This is a genomic window from Candidatus Salinivivens marinus, from assembly GCF_965655845.1.
Lineage (GTDB): Bacteria > Pseudomonadota > Alphaproteobacteria > Rhodobacterales > Rhodobacteraceae > Salinivivens > Salinivivens marinus.
Genome location: NZ_CBFHHX010000001.1, coordinates 208,871 through 225,751, shown reverse-complemented (window position 1 = coordinate 225,751; position 16,881 = coordinate 208,871). Strand labels below are relative to the sequence as shown.

Here is a 16,881-nt window from a genome sequence, read left to right as displayed (position 1 = left end):
GAAACGTTAAAATTTCTAATAGGAGCTTGATTTTAGTGGCCAATGATCTTTTCAATAGTTTTATGACTGGTCCTGACGAAAAAGGTAGGTTTGGGCAGTTCGGTGGACGTTTTGTATCGGAAACCTTGATGCCATTAATACTGGAATTAGAGGACCAATATGAAAAAGCTAAGTTGGATTCAGAGTTCTGGGAGGAAATGGACTACCTATGGAAGCATTATGTCGGTAGGCCTAGTCCCTTGTACTTCGCTGAGCGTTTAACAGAGAGGCTTGGTGGAGCAAAAATTTATCTCAAACGAGATGAATTAAACCATACAGGCGCCCATAAGATTAATAATGTTCTTGGTCAAATTATATTGGCCAGGAGAATGGGAAAGAGCCGCATTATAGCTGAAACTGGGGCGGGTCAACATGGTGTTGCAACGGCAACTGTATGTGCAAAGTTTGGTTTAAAGTGTATCGTTTACATGGGCTCACATGATGTGGAGCGTCAGGCACCAAATGTATTTCGTATGAAACTACTTGGTGCCGAGGTTATTCCAGTTACATCAGGCAGGGGTACACTTAAAGACGCTATGAATGACGCTTTGAGGGATTGGGTAACGAATGTAAGAGATACTTTTTATTGTATAGGTACGGTTGCAGGTCCTCATCCTTACCCAGCGATGGTTCGCGACTTTCAATCTATTATCGGTAAAGAGGCTAAAGACCAAATGATGGAGGCAGAAGGTCGATTGCCCAATACATTAATTGCAGCAATCGGGGGTGGGTCTAACGCCATGGGTTTATTTTATCCCTTCCTTGATGACAAAGATGTGGAGATAATTGGGGTTGAAGCAGGTGGTAAAGGCGTCAATGGCAAAATGGAGCATTGTGCTTCGTTAACCGGTGGAAGGCCTGGCGTACTGCACGGTAATAGAACATACCTACTACAGGATAATGATGGCCAGATATTAGAAGGCTTTTCGATTTCAGCAGGCTTAGATTATCCTGGAATAGGTCCTGAGCATGCGTGGTTACATGAAATTGGAAGAGCAAAATATGTCTCAATCACAGATAAAGAAGCTTTAGGCGCTTTTGAACTGTGCTGTAAAGCCGAAGGTATCATTCCAGCTTTGGAACCTTCTCATGCACTTGCTCATGTGGAAAAAATTGCTCCTGATTTACCAAAAGATCATATAATTTGCATGAACATGTGTGGTCGGGGAGATAAGGATATATTTACGGTCGCACGGCATCTTGGCTTTGACATGTCTGGTCCAGAGGGTCGCAATTTAGAATAAATAATTAGTCGGTAAGGTTTTGGTGTAGCATAATATACTTCAATTCGCTCTTAAATTTCTTCTAGCCTCTTTAGTGCATTTGTAATTTGTGCTTCTTCCTCTTTTCTTTTCTCTAGATTTTCCCTTGTTTCATTTACGACTTCCGGAGGGGCACTTTTAACAAATTTCGGATTGTTCAGCCTACCTTCCATTGAACTAATTTCCTTAATTAATTTTTCGTTAGTTTTAACCAGTCGGTTTTTTTCAGCGTCAATATCAATAACATTTGCCAGAGGAAGGCCAAATATTGCCCCTGAGGCACTGACAGAAACGGTTCCTTTCGGAAATCTACTACTTTTTTCCGCATGACTAATGCGTGCCAATTTCATAATCATGATCGAATTTCGTTCAAAAGTTTTTTCAGCCTCTGTGGTCATTTCCTGATAAATCAGAGGAGTTTTCAGTCCCGCTGGTACGTGCATCTGCTGCCTTGCACTGCGAATGTTTTCTATTAAAGATATAACCCAATTCATTTCTTGGTCAGCTTCGGGGTCAACCAAGTCCAACGCATTATAATTTGGCCAGTTCTCGTGAACTAATAGATTACTGCGCTTTCCGAGTGAACTCCAGAGTTCTTCTGTGATAAACGGCATTATTGGATGTAATAATATTAAGCACTGATCAATTACCCAACCCATTGTTTCTTGAGTTTCAGCAATTACCTTTGTATTTGATGAACTAAAGAGTGGTTTAGACAGCTCTACATACCAATCGCAAACCTTTCCCCAGACGAATGCATAGAGAGCATTAGCAGCGTCATTAAATCGGAAGTTTTCAAATGAAATTTGAACTTCACTCAATACTTTTGCGGTTTCACCCATTATCCATTTATTAAGATTTTCCACTGGACTGGGTAAATTTCCGTTATTTGGTTTAGCTCCATTCATTTCAGCATAACGGGCTGCATTCCATAACTTTGTTCCAAAATTACGGTATCCTTGTATACGCTGCATATCTAATTTCAGAACGCCCCCGATTGACGCCATTGCCGCATTTGTAAAACGTAAAGAGTCAGCCCCGTATTCCTCAATTATATCTAAGGGGTCGATCACATTTCCTGTCGATTTCGACATCTTTCTACCCTTTGCATCTCTAACGAGGCCGTGTAAATAAACAGATGAAAATGGTATTTCATTAACCACTGCTAATTGCATCATCATCATTCTAGCAACCCAGAAAAATAGAATATCATGGGCTGTAATTAAGGTGCTCGTTGGAAAATAATCCTCCATCTGTTGCGTTTCTTCAGGCCATCCCAGTGTACCAATAGGCCAAAGTCCAGACGAGAACCATGTATCCAAAACGTCGGGGTCTCTTGTTAACTTAGCTCCGCTACCTGCCAGTCGCTGAGCGTCTTCTTTGTTAATGGCACAGTACTGGTTTCCATCTTGGTCAAACCAAACTGGGATTTGATGTCCCCACCACAATTGGCGAGAAATACACCATGGTTCTATATTTTCTAGCCAATGATAATATGTTTTTTTATCACTATTTGGTATTATCTCTACTTTCCCCGACTTTACGGCATCCAAAGCGGGTCCAACTATTTTTGCTGTATCAACGAACCATTGGTCTGTAAGCATGGGCTCTATTACGACTTTGGACCGATCGCCAAAGGGTTGCATAACTGGTTTTTCTTCAACAAATGGGATTTTTTCACTGTGCTCCCCATTTGGTTGTCCTTTATCAGTATATACGGCCAAGCCTTGATCTGTAATGTGATCAACAATTAGCTTTCGCGCTTCAAAACGATCCAAGCCACGAAACTCTTCTGGTACAATGTTTAAACTGTCTATTTCTGCTTCACTGAATTCGCCACCTCTGGAAAAATTCACTGCCAGTGATGCGGCTTCTTTATATGGAGCCCCATCGCTTCTCATTCGTCCTTTTGTATCCATAAGCCGATAAAGTGGAATATTATTTCTTCTAGCTACCTGATAATCGTTAAAATCATGAGCCCCTGTAATTTTAACAGCACCAGAACCAAAGTCTGGATCGGGATATTCATCAGCTATGATAGGAATCAGTCGTCTGTGTTCTTTTGATCCAACCGGAATTTCACAGTATTTTCCGATAATTGAAGCGTATCTTTCATCTTTTGGGTTTACTGCAATGGCGCCATCACCTAACATCGTTTCCGGTCGAGTTGTGGCGATAGAAATGTAATCGCGAACTTCTTCTTTAACGATATTACTGTCAACATCGCGCTCGATATGAAGATAAGTTTCATTATTTTGAAGTGGGTATTTAAAATGCCACATTTTTCCGGCAACTTCGATATTTTCTACTTCTAAATCAGAAATAGCAGTTTCAAAATGTGGGTCCCAATTTACTAATCTTTTGCCGCGATATATCAGGCCTTTATTATACATTTCGACAAATACTTTTATAACAGCATCATGAAAGTTTCCGCTGTCTTCGGCCGGTGAGCCAGGGGCGCCAGACATCGTAAAAGCTGTGCGTTCCCAATCACAACTTGCACCAAGCCTCTTCAATTGATTAATGATCGTATCTCCGGACTGTTTTTTCCACTTCCAAACATTTTTTAGAAATTCATTTCGGCCCATTTCCTGGCGAGTTTGATTCTCCGGATTTTTTGCCAACTCCCGTTCCACAACCATTTGCGTTGCTATGCCCGCATGATCCGTCCCCGGCTGCCATAGCGTGTTATATCCTTGCATCCGTTTCCATCGAATAAGTATATCTTGGAGAGTATTGTTGAATGCATGTCCAATGTGAAGAACTCCAGTAACATTGGGAGGAGGGATCATTATGGAGTATGCTTCTTTTCTCGATGCGTTTGCTCCTGCTCTAAAGCAATTTTCTTTTTCCCAATTTTCATAAATTCTTTTTTCTGCTGATTTAGCGTCGAAAGTTTTTTCCAGTGCCATAAAATTCTCGCCGTTTCCTCGATTTAGCTGCAATTACCTTTTTTAGAGTGAAATTAAAAGGCACAAGATAACAATATCTCATTAAAATTAAGTTAAATAATTATAAAGTTAGTTTAATGATTTTAACGAAAATTACGTTTTAACATTCTCTATGATGACCGCAATTCCTTGGCCGCCGCCAATGCACATTGTTGCCAAACCATATCGACCATCTTGCCGTTTTAATTCGTAAATTAGCTTGGTCAGAATTATGGCGCCAGATGCTCCAACAGGATGTCCAAGAGCTATTGCCCCACCATTTGGGTTGGTTATTGCTGGGTCAAAGTTTAATTCTCTCGCCACTGCACAGGCCTGGGCTGCAAATGCCTCATTTGACTCAATACAGTCAATTTGTGAAATAGTTAGTCCGGCGAGTGATAGCGCCTCATGTACTGCTGGTATTGGCCCGAGCCCCATTAAATTTGGAGCTACGCCTTTTAGTCCATATGATATAAATTTAGCCATGACAGGCATAGAGTACTTTGAAACTGCATGCTCGTTGGCAAGGACTAAAGCAGCGGCTCCGTCATTTATTCCAGATGAGTTACCTGCCGTTACCGTGCCTTCGCTATCAAAAGCAGGTTTCAGTTTAGTAAAATCCAGTAAGCTTACTGCCTTTCTGTAGTGCTCATCTGTATCAAAAACCTCTTTCTTTTTTCCGATTTGGATTGCTATTGGCAGAATTTGCTCTTTGAAATACCCCGCTTTAATTGCCATAGCAGCCCGTAGATGACTGTTATATGCTAGCTCATCTTGTGCGTCTCGCGTTACGCTCATTTTTTTTGCTACATTTTCGGCAGTGTTTCCCATGTGCCCGTTGCCAAATGGATCTGTAAGTGCTCCTGTCATCATATCAATTGCACTTACATGTCCCATTTTTTGCCCAAATCGAGCTGACAGTAGGATGTGACCGACGCGGCTCATGCACTCTGCGCCTCCAGCCAGGTTAACGCAGGAGCGACCTAATAAAATTTGTTCATAAGCCGTAACTACAGCCTGTAAACCGCTGCCACAAAGACGGTTTAAGGTCAGAGCAGGAGATTCTTGCGGGACCCCTGAGTTTATCGCGGTCACGCGCGATAAATACATATCTCGAGGTTCAGTGTGAATAACATTTCCAAAAACTGTCTGTTCAATTTTATCTGGAGCTATTCCAGCCCTATTTATCGCTTCTTTGCCCACATGGGTTGCCAATTCACTAAGCGATAAGCCGGACAGTGAACCACCAAAAGATCCTATTGCGGTTCTTACTGCCGAAGATATAAAAATATCTGCCATTTTATGTATCCGTAATAGAACCGTTGTTTTTTATCCATTCAGTGATGCCACCGGCCAAATTTATCACTGGTTTAAGTCCCATATCTTTGGCTGCAACTGCTGCTAGTGCTGAGCGTGCGCCAGAAGCACAATAGAAAATGTATGTTGTGTCCTGAGAAAAGTCTGATTTATGTAAAGGACTATCTGGGTCGATATGGAATTCGATCATACCCCTTGATGATAAAATGGCTCCTGGTATGACACCTACTTTTTGTTGTTCAGACCGTTCCCTAACGTCTACAAATTGATATCTATGGTTATCGACCAATGATTTTGCTTCCTGGACTGAAATTGAGTTTACCGAAGTCATGGCGTCTTTAACTATTTTCTTTATACTGGTACTTATACTTTGACCCATTTGGTGCCCTTTAAATTGGTGTTTTGGTTAAGTCGATTTCATTGGGGCAGTCAGTCAGCGATCAAACCTGACTGAAATGCTATATTTTAAGATCTAGCCTGGGTTTCCAGAAGGGTCTAAATAATTCAATTTTTGGACATCTATTCATGACGACTTTCAATCCCGCAGCCTCGGCTAATTTGGCGGCTTTGTCGTCATATACACCTATTTGCCCCCATAGGACTTTTGCTCCAACCTCGATAGCTTGTTCCGCTATTCCATAAAGTTCGTTTGCAGGCCGGAACACTTCTACCATATCAATTTTCTTATCAATATCTTGAAGAGAACGGTAAACTCTAAGTCCACGTATTTCTGTAATTTTTGGGTTTGGGTTTATAGGAAGTATGTCATAACCTATTTCGCTTAGTTGTCGTAAAACCCCGTAACTAAATTTTGTTTTATCTCCGCTCGCACCCACCATCGCAATCGTTTTAACTGATTTAAGAATGTCAGCGAGGTACAATGGGTCGTAATCATAAATGCGATCTATATCTGCAACTGGCAATTAAATGTCCTCCTTTGAAGCAATATCAGCCTTTAGCTGGTATGATTTCAATGGTTCTAAAAATGGGTTTCGGTACAATTTGTAATGACTTTCGGTGCCTATTTCCAGAGTAATATCAGACTTAGCCCTCGCAACGCATAAAATAACGTAGCCGTTATCCAGCTGCCAATTATTAAGAGCAACTTGTCTTTTCTGGTCCACATCTCCGGAGGTCAACTTTGCGGCGCAAGTTATACACCCGCCATATTTACATCCATATGGAAGATCTACACCTTGGTTTCGCAGTTCATCCAATATTGGCCGCTTGGCATCTACTTCATATTCCACATTATCGCGGTTTGTGATCGTAACCTTATATTTTGTCATAGCCATATGTCACTTGTGCAATCACCACCAGGGTAGCGGGCTTCATGGCATCGGCTAGGCCCATTTGGTTCTTTGCCAAAGTTGATCATAAAATTGGGGTTAACTTTCATTCCACCATTCTCTGGATCGCAGTCAATCTGAAGCATTACACCGCCTTTTTCTCGTATATCGGGATAGAATTGATTATCCCAGGTCGAAAATAGAGATGTGGTTACGTAAAGCCTCTTCCCATCCAAGCTGAGCTGAAACATTTGAGGTCCACCAGCAACCTCAACTCCATTAACTTTTGGTGATTTGCCTAAAAGGCCACCCATGTAAACTTGACCTGTCAGTACTGGGTTATGAGGGTCGGAGATATCGTATTGCCGCATATCACCATGCAGCCAGTTATTAAGATACAAGTACTTATCATCCATTGATACAAGTATTGCTGACATAACGCCTGGTAGTGGAATGGGCCACTCTGGATGCATCTCGTTTTCTATGTCTATTATTTTTTCCCACTGCCATTTCCCATCACTATTTTTCCACCAATGTATAACATTTGTGGAAAGTGCGGCCCCGCAGAAACCATGAGTGCTGTCTGGATTGTGGTGAAATTTTACTTCTAGTGGTACTAATCCATCCTCGCCCAAATAAAAACTTTCTACTGGTTCTCGTTTCTCAAAATCCCAAAAGTGTAATTCACGACCATACTTGAGATGTCCTACCTCTTCCAAATCAAAGCCAGGCATAAAGGTATTTGGTGCCGCCCATTCGGAACTTACCATGACATTGTGACGTGGTTGGTACCAAAAATCATATCCAAACTTAATGCCGCCCATAGAATTCTCCCAGCGACCAATAATATTAAATTCTTTATCTAATTGGAGATATCCTCCGGGTGCCTCTCCTTTTGCATTACCAAGAAACGATATAATTATTTCGGATCCTAGGCAGTGTACTGTGTGTGGGCCTGACAAGTCGGCCTTTGATTTAATTTCTGCTCCTTCAATTACTTTATATAGTCTTGGGGCTTTGGGGTCTGTCGCAGTATCAACAATATGAAGATTATTAGAGCGTACACCTGGAAGTATTAAATATTTTCGCGACATTGAGCTATCATCATGACACGAGGAGCAAGCATTCCAGCCCATATGATGAAGCTCATCACCAATCCCAGGCATTTCCAGCCTATGAATAACCTGACTGTACGTTGGACTGTCAGGGTCAACGTCGACGGTCGCCAAATAGTCTGGTTTTTGTATGCCAGTACCGGTATAGATGGCGATAGTATACAGTAGTTTTTCCCGCGGAGCGTTTATAGCCTCGATTGGTGAAGCGTAACCAGGTCCGCAACATACTTTGTTCATAAAAATCTCCTAAGCACGGGTCGCCATTTAACTTTTGCAATTAACTGAAATTGAAATTTAGTAATTTTCATTATGGAACACAGGATTTATAACGATGTCAATTATACGATTAGCGAAAGTTACGTATGGTAACTAAGTTGCTAAAAATCTTTACGAATAATTTTTATTGCATTGACAAAAAAATAGCAGATTGTGGCTGGGCACCTTAGCAAAACAACAGGAGCTAGATAGTTATGGAAGAAAAAACGCATCTACGTGGCGGTGCAATTTTAGCCAGAGCTTTTAAAGAAAAGGGTGTTGAGCATGTTTTTACTCTGGCAGGTGGGTTTTGTAATCCAGCTTTAGAAGGATTCATGGAATGTCAAATGCCAGTTATAAATTGCCCTCATGAGCAAGTTGCAGGCCACCTTGCCGATGGTCATACAAGAATTTCACGTAAGCCAACGGTTTGTTTAGTTGGTCCAGAAGGTTTTGCTAATGCTGTGCCTGCAATGCTGGAAGCTTGGGGGGAGAGGTCACCAGTAATTTTTATAACAGGATCGTCTACCCTTAAACGTCAAGGTGCTGGAGGGTTTAAAGAAATAGACGATGTTGCGATTGCTAAACCGTTAACCAAATACTCCGTTCAAGTTACAGATGGATCAAGGATAAGTGAATTTGTAGATCGAGCTTGGCATGCAGCTACGAATGGATATCCAGGGCCAGTCCATATTTCACTACCTGTAGATATAATGTTTTCCTCATTTGCAAAGGATGTTGGGCGTGAGGAGCGTCCCTTTGACCGTTCTGAAAAATCGGTATTAAAAGCTTGGCCCAATCCAGAAGAATTACTAAAAATTATATCTCTTGTAAGAGAAAGTAGTCGGCCAGTAATCATCGGTGGGCATGGAATTTGGTGGTCACACAACGAGCACGCATTAGCCTCGGCAGCAACTAAGTTAAAAATACCAATCTTTAATGTGCCATACCACACAAAATTACTTGGTGAGGACTGCAGCGCTATGATGGGGCTTGCGGATTTTCATCAATATCATCCATCCAGAGATGCAATTCAGGAAGCAGATGTGATTTTAATGGTTGGTTGCAAACTTGATAACCAAATGAACTTTGGGAACCCGCCCTTCATCAATAAAGATACTAAACTTGTTTGTGTAAATGGAAGCCATGAAGAGTTAGAATATAATATTGGAGCAGATATTCACCTGTTATCTGATCCTGGGGCGTTTTTTAATGAGCTTATAAAAATAGACCATTCTTGGGACGCATGGTTTGATCTGCAGAGACAGCGTAGGGCTGACTGGGTTTCTCAATGGGTCGAACACATTAAGAAGGAAACAGTAGATGATCTTAAACTTGATCGAAAAATGCATCCCTTACAGTTGGCTTTAGACGTGCAGTCCATGATGAAGGATGGTGATTGGTTGGTTTTTGATGGAGGTAACACGCATTTTTGGAATGAAATTGCTACAAATATTGCAGCGGCGCGAGGTAGAAAACTCGGCGGCATACTTCATCCAGGGAATTATAGCCTTTTGGGCGTGGGTGTGTCGTTTGCACTATCTGCAAAAAGGCTCAATCCAACCAAAAATGTTGTTTTAGTCACTGGAGATGGAGCCTTTCTGTCCGGTGGATTGTCTGTTGAGTCATGTTTTCAGGAAGGTACTCCAATTGTTGTTGTGATTGATAACAACGGTGGTCTAGACTGTATTAGCCAACAACAGGAGCGACTTTTTGAAAGTGGACAACACTTTGCAACCGATTTTCGCGATATTCCATTTCATACAATGTTCGAGGGTCTCGGTGGCTTTGGTGAGCTTGTTACTAAGCGTGATCAGCTGCCGGGCGCTTTCGAGAGAGCTTATAAAAGTGGAAAGACCGCATGCATCAATGTAAAATGCCGAGGTGTAATTAGTCCGATTGTTGCTGCCACTTCGGATAAAAGGGACAAGGCATCGATTGAGTAATGGTTAGTATTACATCGCATATACTAAATGGTACCGATGGAACCCATGCCATGAACATCCCGGTTAGGCTTGTTGAATTGAAGTCTCAAAAGCTTTTGGTAAGTGGTAAGACGGATGGTGGTGGACGGTTATCGTTAGAAATAAGATCAGAAGATATTTATTCTTCAATGGCGTGTGAGTTAGTGTTTTCGCTTACAGAATATTGGAAATTAAAAGAAATAACTGGGGGAATTGCTGAAATAGCTCTGAGGTTTTCAGTATTTCAAGAAGAAAGATCTTATCACCTCCCTGTTATAATTAATCCCCATTCTTATTCGACATGGATCTCGAGTTAATGAACGGTCTTAACATGTCGATTAGGCTTCGAAGAACACCTTATACTAACCGGGTGGAAAAGTTGGGCGTTTCTGGCTTCTCCATTGTAAACCATATGCTTCTGCCAAAAGCGTTTAAATCATCTGTTGAAGAAGATTACTGGCATTTAAGGGAGCATGTTCAAATTTGGGATGTATCTTGCCAGCGCCAAGTAGAAATTGAAGGTCCAGATGCTCAAAAGTTGGTACAACTAATGACGCCTAGAAATATTGCAAGGGCTTCGATTGGTGACTGCTTATATATTCCATTAATTGATGAGAATGCAGGATTAATAAATGATCCAGTATTATTAAAGCTTTCAAAAGATAAATTTTGGCTATCAATTGCTGATAGCGATGTACTTTTGTATGCGAAGGGCCTAGCCATAGGTAGTAAGTTCGATGTTAAAATTAGTGAGCCAGATGTATACCCTCTGGCTGTTCAAGGTCCAAAAGCTGAAAATTTATTATCTGAGATTTTTGGTTCTCATATAAAAGAGATTAAGTTTTTTAAGTTTGGTTGGATAGATTTTAATGGATCCAAACAGTTAATTGCTCGTTCCGGTTATTCGCGTCAGGGTGGCTTTGAAATTTATTTAAAGGGCAAAGATTTTGCAAATTTTTTGTGGGATGTAATTTGGGATGTTGGTCAGTCATATCAAATAGCGCCAGGGTGTCCTAATTTAATCGAGCGAATTGAGGGGGGCCTTTTTTCTTATGGCAATGAAATGACACTTGCAAATAATCCATTTGAGATTGGTTTTGAAAAATTCTGTGACTTAGATGGACCGACACAGTTTATTGGAAAAAGTAAATTGCTGGAAATCCGTGCCAACGGTGTGCAAAAGATTATTCGGGGGTTTGTCTTCGGCAAAATCCCTTGTTCAAGCTGCTCCGAACCGTGGCCTGTTTTTGTAGATGGTAAAGTGGTTGGTAACGTTACTTCAGCAATTTGGTCGCCACGCCTAAAAGCAAATGTAGCGCAGGGCATGGTAGACAAAGACTACTGGGACATAGGCCAGAATGTTAAAATTAAAGTTCAGGATGGGACTGAGATGATTGGTATGATTAAAGATTTCCCTCTTTGATGTCATTGTGTAAATTCAAACTCTAAGAAATAGGATCTAGGTGAAAACTAGTTCACAAAAAAGGGTGTTTATTTGTCTAATCGATCGCGCAGGAGACAGCAAAAAAGAGTTACCCCGTTGTCAAATAGAATAAGTCCGAACACTGGTCGGATAAAATTTTTTTCTGATGAGCAGTTGTACTCAATTCATGATGCAACTTTGCAAATTCTGGAAACTATCGGTTTAAGCGATGCCCCGGAAGAAGCTATTAGACTTATTCGTGATAATGGTGGAAAAGTTACTGACAGCGGCAGACTTACCTTTCCTCCTAAATTAGTAAATGAAGCAATTTTAAAGCTGAGAAAAAATTTTATTTTGCACGCTCGCGGTAATGATCAAAATTTAGATTTATCTGGATATAAGGTTCACACCGGTACAGGCGGAGCAGCACCGATGATAGCTGATATGTCGACGCACACCTTCCGGCAATCACTCTTAGGTGATTTATATGATGCATCTCGTTTGGTTGACAAACTAGATAATATTCATTTTTTTGCCCGACCGATGGTGGCAAATGATATGTCAACCAGTATAATGTTGGACATTAATACTGCTTACGCCTCATTAGTTGGAACATCGAAACATGTAATTAGTAGTATCAGTGCTGTAAGCAATGTCAAAACAGTCCACCAGTTATGTTCAATTATTGCTGGCTCTGATAAAAACTTTTTCGATAAACCTTTCATGTCTCTTAATGTGAATCATGTTGTTCCACCACTCAGATTTGATACTGAGTCATGTGAAGTTTTAATTGAAGCATCAAGGTTTGGATTTCCAGTTATGGTAAATACATTTGGCCAAATGGGTGCTTCGAGTCCAGTAACGATAGCTGGCTGTTTGGTTCAAACAAATGCCGAAACGTTAGCAGGTATGGTGCTAGCCTGGTTAGCAAATAAAGATGTAAATGCTATTTATGGCGCTCGCCCAATGGTTACAGATTTGAGAACTGGAGGAATGGCTGGAGGAAGTGGGGAGCAATCTTTATTGACCGCAGCTGCAGTTCAACTTGCTCAATATTATAATTTCCCTAATTCTACAATCTCTGGCGCTACTGATAGTAAGCTTCCTGATAATCAAGCTGGTTATGAGAAAGCTATCAATTTAACTCTAGCTGTGCAAACTGGCGCTAATCTTATTACCCAAGCTGCGGGCACCCAAGCGGGTTTAATGGCAACTTCACTTGAGGCTTATGTAATAGATAACGAAATGTTGGGTGCAATCCTCAGTACTGGGAAACAGATTGAAGTAAATGAAGAGACCTGCTCAGTTGAATCAATTAAAAAAGTAGTAGAGGGCGATGGTCATTTTCTTGGTCAATCTGCGACTTTTAATAGAATGAGCACAGATTTTGTATATCCAGAAGTTGCTGACAGACAGCCTTATGATAGTTGGGTGGCTAATGGTAAGCCAAGTATAAATTCAAATGCAAAAACAAAAGTTGAAGCTATATTACAGGAACATAAGCCTAACTACATTCCAAAAGATTGTGATACGCAAATTCGAAAACTATTCGACATAAAGATCAGAATTTAGGCAGGGAATATGATGAAAATCACTATTATTGGATTAGGCGCAATGGGGTCAATATATGCAGCTTTATTCGCGGCGGCTGGCTATGAAGTGATTGCATATGACCCCTGGGTCGAGCATATTGATGCGATCAATAAAAAAGGACTTTCAATTGAAAGCCCAAGCGGAACCTATACAATCAAAAATATAAAAAGCTCCTCAGTTTTTGAGGCACATAAAGATTGTGATCTTTATATAATTGCCACGAAGGCATCTGGTGTTGAGTCTGCGGCTAAGAAGATATCTCCATTATTGGGGCCAAATGCTACTGTGGTTACCATTCAGAATGGTTTAGGTGCAGACAAAGAAATAGAAAAACACATTAGTTATAATCATATTGTTCTAGGAGTGGCTGATGGCTTTGGAGCATCAGTCAAAAGTCCGGGGCATGTCCATCACAATGCTATGAACCTCATACGACTAGGTGAACTTAATGGTAAAATTACAGATAGGCTTAAAGACCTAACTGGCCACTGGGAAAAAGCCGGTTTCACTGTGCAGGCCTATGAGGACATACAAAAACTAATTTGGGAGAAATTTTTATGCAATGTTACGTTCAGTGCTCCTTGTACGGTTTTCGAAAAGACAGTTGGTGAACTGATGGATGATCCTCTTGCTTGGCCAGTGGCCTTGGGAGCCATGGATGAAGCTTATAAGATTGGAACCGCAAAAAAGATTAATTTCAGTTTCAACGACCCAGTTCAATATGTTTCCAAATTTGGAGAGAATCTGCGCAATGCTCGTCCATCTATGTTTTTGGATCATCTGGTAAAGAAAAGGTCAGAAATTATGTTTATCAATGGAATAGTACCTAATCTTGGAATTGAAGTTGGAGTTTCCACACCCATCAATTCAACTTTAACTGCTTTGGTTCTCAACAGGGAAACCCAATTTAAGGAAATAATAAAGTGAATGTTGGATCTTTTATAACCTCTGAAAAAGAAACATATGGAATATTTTCTGACGGGTATGCACAATCAGTTACAGATGAATTTATATTTGAATATAATAGCTTAAGAGATGTTCTTGAGAAAGATTCTCTTTCATTAATGTATGAAAATGCACTGGGAACTTCAAAATTAAAGCATAGTAATATACAGTTTTTACCCCCACTTATTAATCCAACTAAAATTATATGTGTGGGAATGAATTATCGTAAGCCATACCCCATCGATGGACAAAGTGTGCGCGATCCAAACAATATAATTCTATTCGGTAAAAATCGTGAGGCAATGCTGGCACATCTTGATTTCCTAGAAAGTCCCGTTGGGGATGCTTCCAATAGCTTTGATTATGAAGGTGAAATAGCAGTAGTGATTAGAAAGCAGGCGAGAAACATTCCACCAGCTAATGCACATGAATATATATTTGGTTTTTCAGCCTTCAACGATGGCTCTGTACGGGACTGGCAATCGCATTCAATATATGCCGGCAAAAACTTTTCTGGCTCGGGATCGTGGGGGCCATGGATAACGCCCTTAGAAGATTTAGTCCGTCCTAGCGATTTAGAATTGACAGTGCGTTTGAACGGAGAAGTTGTGCAAAAGGCTTCTAGTAAGGATATGATTTTTAGTATAAATGAACAAATTTCTTATATTTCTAGTATAATGACTTTGAATCCTGGAGATGTCATAGCCACGGGCTCCCCAGATGGAACAGGGGCTAGTTTTAATCCTAAACGCTATCTTAAATCAGGAGACGATCTGGAAATTCACGTAAGTGAGATAGGTAGTTTAAGAAATTATATTTGACCAGACCAATATACTTATTGTGCGATGCGAGATTTTTTTTCCTTAATTCCAGATTTAGATTTACGGCTCTCCAACTCGTCCGTTATATCACTAAGTTTTACCCCATTTGAATGAAGCATTACCACAAAGTGGTATAATAAGTCTGCTGCTTCGCGTATCAGTCCAGCTTTGTTTTTTTTTGCTGCTTCAATTATAATTTCGATTGCTTCTTCCCCAAATTTTTCAGCACATTTGTCTGAGCCTTTTGATAGAAGTTGAGCAGTCCAGCTTAACTCTGGATCGCTTTTTGCTCGATCCTCAACAACTTGAAATAAATCATCAATTTTCATAATTTAAATCCTTACGGGAATCCCTGCTGATTTTAAATACTTCTTAGCTTCTTCGATTGTATATTCTCCAAAATGGAAAATAGATGCAGCAAGAACAGCTGATGCACCTCCTAATTTTATTCCGTCGACTAGATGTGAAAGATTTCCAACCCCTCCAGATGCGATGACGGGTATATTTACAGCAGAAGAGATTTTTTTTGTTAACTCTAAGTTAAAGCCCGATTTTGTGCCATCTTTATCCATCGAAGTAAGCAAAATTTCTCCAGCCCCCATATCGGCAATTTTTTTCGCAAACTCAATAGCATCAATGCCAGTTTCTTGTCGTCCGCCATGAGTAAATAATTCCCATTTTTGAGAATCGACAGTTTTTGCGTCTATTGCGCAAACAATACATTGACTGCCAAATTGATTAGCTGCTGCGGTTATAATTTCTGGGTTAGCAACTGCAGCTGAATTAAAGGAAACTTTATCAGCGCCCGCAAGTAGAAGCTTTCTTACGTCCTCGACAGTTCTTACCCCACCCCCAACCGTCAAAGGAATAAAACATTTTTCTGCTGTTTTTCTAACCATATCATAGGTTGTATTTCTGTTTTTGTATGTTGCGTTTATGTCCAAGAAACATATTTCATCTGCTCCAGCTTGGTCGTAGCGATAGGCTGCTTCTACCGGGTCGCCTGCATCTTTTAGATTAACAAAATTTACTCCTTTAACGACCCTGCCATCAGCTACGTCGAGGCACGGGATAATGCGAATTTTAAGCATTAAAGAATTTCCAAGGCTTTTTTCAAATCAATCGCTCCATCATACAAGGCTCGTCCAGAAATTACTCCGTTAAGTTCTGCTCCGCAACTTTTCAATGCAATTATATCATCCATTTTTGAGACACCTCCTGATGCAATTATGGGGATTGATACCTCATTAGCTAACTCTGCAGTAGCCTGCACATTTGGTCCTTGCATTGCTCCATCTCTATTGATGTCTGTATAAATTATCGAACAAACACCAGCATCTTCAAAGGATTTTGCCAGTTCTGTGGCGCTAATATTTGTGGATTTTGCCCAGCCCTCAGTTGCTACTATCCCATCTCTTGCATCTACACCAACTGCTATTTTCCCGGGAAACTCCTTTGCTGCTTCTTTTACCAGTAGGGGGTTTTCGACTGCTACCGTTCCAAGAATGACTCTTGCTAAACCCTTCAATAGCCAATTTTCTATTGTCTTAAGACTGCGAATTCCTCCTCCAAGCTGCGCAGGAATATTTACCTGAGACAAGATTTCTTCAACGGCTCCTGAATTAACAGGTTCACCAGCAAAAGCTCCATTTAAGTCTACTAGGTGTAGCCACTGGCAACCGGCCTGCTCGAATTCAAGAGCCTGTTTACTTGGATTTTTATTAAAAACAGTCGATTTGTTCATATCGCCTCTAAACAACCTGACCGCATTACCGTCTTTTAAATCAATTGCTGGATATAATATCATTTTTCGCGAACCTGCAGTTTTGAAAATCCGTAAAGCATGCTTCATAAAATAATGCAACTTCATCTCCGCAGGGGCTTGCTCTAAATCAAGTTTGGTTGCAGAGTGTGGTAAATAAGGGAGG

The 16,881-nt window shown here is 40.7% G+C and carries 16 protein-coding genes; 7 read left to right on the top strand and 9 right to left on the bottom strand.

Going from position 1 to position 16,881, the window contains the following annotated elements; all coding sequences use genetic code 11:
• The first annotated feature begins 35 nt into the window (after positions 1-35).
• Positions 36-1,283, top strand: a complete 1,248-nt coding sequence (gene trpB / locus ACTF5Q_RS01075) for a tryptophan synthase subunit beta (protein WP_438952875.1) — start codon at positions 36-38, stop codon at positions 1,281-1,283.
• 50 nt (positions 1,284-1,333) lie between these two features.
• Here trpB and ACTF5Q_RS01070 read toward each other — a convergent pair whose 3' ends face one another.
• The 6 genes from ACTF5Q_RS01070 to ACTF5Q_RS01045 form a co-directional block, all read right to left on the bottom strand.
• On the bottom strand, positions 1,334-4,213 hold the full coding sequence (locus tag ACTF5Q_RS01070) for a valine--tRNA ligase (protein ID WP_438952874.1): 2,880 nt from the start codon (positions 4,211-4,213) through the stop codon (positions 1,334-1,336).
• A gap of 132 nt (positions 4,214-4,345) precedes the next feature.
• On the bottom strand, positions 4,346-5,530 hold the full coding sequence (gene bktB / locus ACTF5Q_RS01065) for a beta-ketothiolase BktB (RefSeq protein ID WP_438952873.1): 1,185 nt from the start codon (positions 5,528-5,530) through the stop codon (positions 4,346-4,348).
• A 1-nt stretch (position 5,531) separates the two neighbouring features.
• Entirely contained in the window at positions 5,532-5,927 is a 396-nt protein-coding gene (locus ACTF5Q_RS01060) for a rhodanese-like domain-containing protein (RefSeq protein ID WP_438952872.1), read from the bottom strand.
• A gap of 79 nt (positions 5,928-6,006) precedes the next feature.
• Positions 6,007-6,471: a CoA-binding protein gene (locus tag ACTF5Q_RS01055; protein ID WP_438952871.1), complete on the bottom strand. Its 465-nt coding sequence runs from the start codon at positions 6,469-6,471 to the stop codon at positions 6,007-6,009.
• Positions 6,472-6,837, bottom strand: a complete 366-nt coding sequence (locus ACTF5Q_RS01050) for a 2Fe-2S iron-sulfur cluster-binding protein (protein ID WP_438952870.1) — start codon at positions 6,835-6,837, stop codon at positions 6,472-6,474.
• Positions 6,834-8,189: a selenium-binding family protein gene (locus ACTF5Q_RS01045; protein ID WP_438952869.1), complete on the bottom strand. Its 1,356-nt coding sequence runs from the start codon at positions 8,187-8,189 to the stop codon at positions 6,834-6,836. Before ACTF5Q_RS01045 ends, ACTF5Q_RS01050 begins: the two co-directional genes overlap by 4 nt.
• Positions 8,190-8,422: 233 nt before the next feature.
• Here ACTF5Q_RS01045 and ACTF5Q_RS01040 point away from each other — a divergent pair, with 233 nt between their 5' ends.
• The 6 genes from ACTF5Q_RS01040 (at position 8,423) to ACTF5Q_RS01015 (ending at position 14,953) form a co-directional block, all read left to right on the top strand.
• Positions 8,423-10,153, top strand: a complete 1,731-nt coding sequence (locus tag ACTF5Q_RS01040; RefSeq protein ID WP_438952868.1) for a thiamine pyrophosphate-binding protein — start codon at positions 8,423-8,425, stop codon at positions 10,151-10,153.
• Positions 10,153-10,488, top strand: coding sequence for a hydroxyisourate hydrolase (locus ACTF5Q_RS01035; protein WP_438952867.1), 336 nt, complete (start codon positions 10,153-10,155; stop codon positions 10,486-10,488). Before ACTF5Q_RS01040 ends, ACTF5Q_RS01035 begins: the two co-directional genes overlap by 1 nt.
• The gene (locus ACTF5Q_RS01030) at positions 10,488-11,594 is read left to right on the top strand and encodes a dimethylsulfoniopropionate demethylase (RefSeq protein ID WP_438952866.1); all 1,107 of its coding nucleotides are present in this window, start codon (positions 10,488-10,490) and stop codon (positions 11,592-11,594) included. The genes ACTF5Q_RS01035 and ACTF5Q_RS01030 overlap by 1 nt, the downstream gene beginning before the upstream one ends.
• Positions 11,595-11,666: 72 nt before the next feature.
• Complete coding sequence (locus tag ACTF5Q_RS01025) at positions 11,667-13,166, top strand: trimethylamine methyltransferase family protein (RefSeq protein WP_438952865.1); 1,500 nt, start codon at positions 11,667-11,669, stop codon at positions 13,164-13,166.
• Positions 13,167-13,175: 9 nt separating this feature from the next.
• A complete protein-coding gene (locus tag ACTF5Q_RS01020) occupies positions 13,176-14,114 on the top strand; it encodes a ketopantoate reductase family protein (protein ID WP_438952864.1) in 939 nt (312 codons plus the stop codon).
• The gene (locus ACTF5Q_RS01015; protein ID WP_438952863.1) at positions 14,111-14,953 is read left to right on the top strand and encodes a fumarylacetoacetate hydrolase family protein; all 843 of its coding nucleotides are present in this window, start codon (positions 14,111-14,113) and stop codon (positions 14,951-14,953) included. Before ACTF5Q_RS01020 ends, ACTF5Q_RS01015 begins: the two co-directional genes overlap by 4 nt.
• Positions 14,954-14,967: 14 nt before the next feature.
• On the opposite strand, the gene ACTF5Q_RS01010 is transcribed toward ACTF5Q_RS01015, so the two are convergent.
• The 3 genes from ACTF5Q_RS01010 to hisA are packed head-to-tail and all read right to left on the bottom strand — an operon-like array spanning position 14,968 to position 16,760.
• Positions 14,968-15,282 carry a phosphoribosyl-ATP diphosphatase gene (locus tag ACTF5Q_RS01010; protein WP_438952862.1) on the bottom strand — a complete coding sequence of 105 codons (315 nt, stop codon included), beginning with the start codon at positions 15,280-15,282 and terminating at the stop codon, positions 14,968-14,970.
• A 3-nt stretch (positions 15,283-15,285) separates the two neighbouring features.
• Positions 15,286-16,044: an imidazole glycerol phosphate synthase subunit HisF gene (gene hisF, locus ACTF5Q_RS01005; RefSeq protein WP_020044149.1), complete on the bottom strand. Its 759-nt coding sequence runs from the start codon at positions 16,042-16,044 to the stop codon at positions 15,286-15,288.
• On the bottom strand, positions 16,044-16,760 hold the full coding sequence (gene hisA, locus ACTF5Q_RS01000; protein ID WP_438952861.1) for a 1-(5-phosphoribosyl)-5-[(5-phosphoribosylamino)methylideneamino]imidazole-4-carboxamide isomerase: 717 nt from the start codon (positions 16,758-16,760) through the stop codon (positions 16,044-16,046). Before hisA ends, hisF begins: the two co-directional genes overlap by 1 nt.
• Positions 16,761-16,881 lie beyond the last annotated feature (121 nt).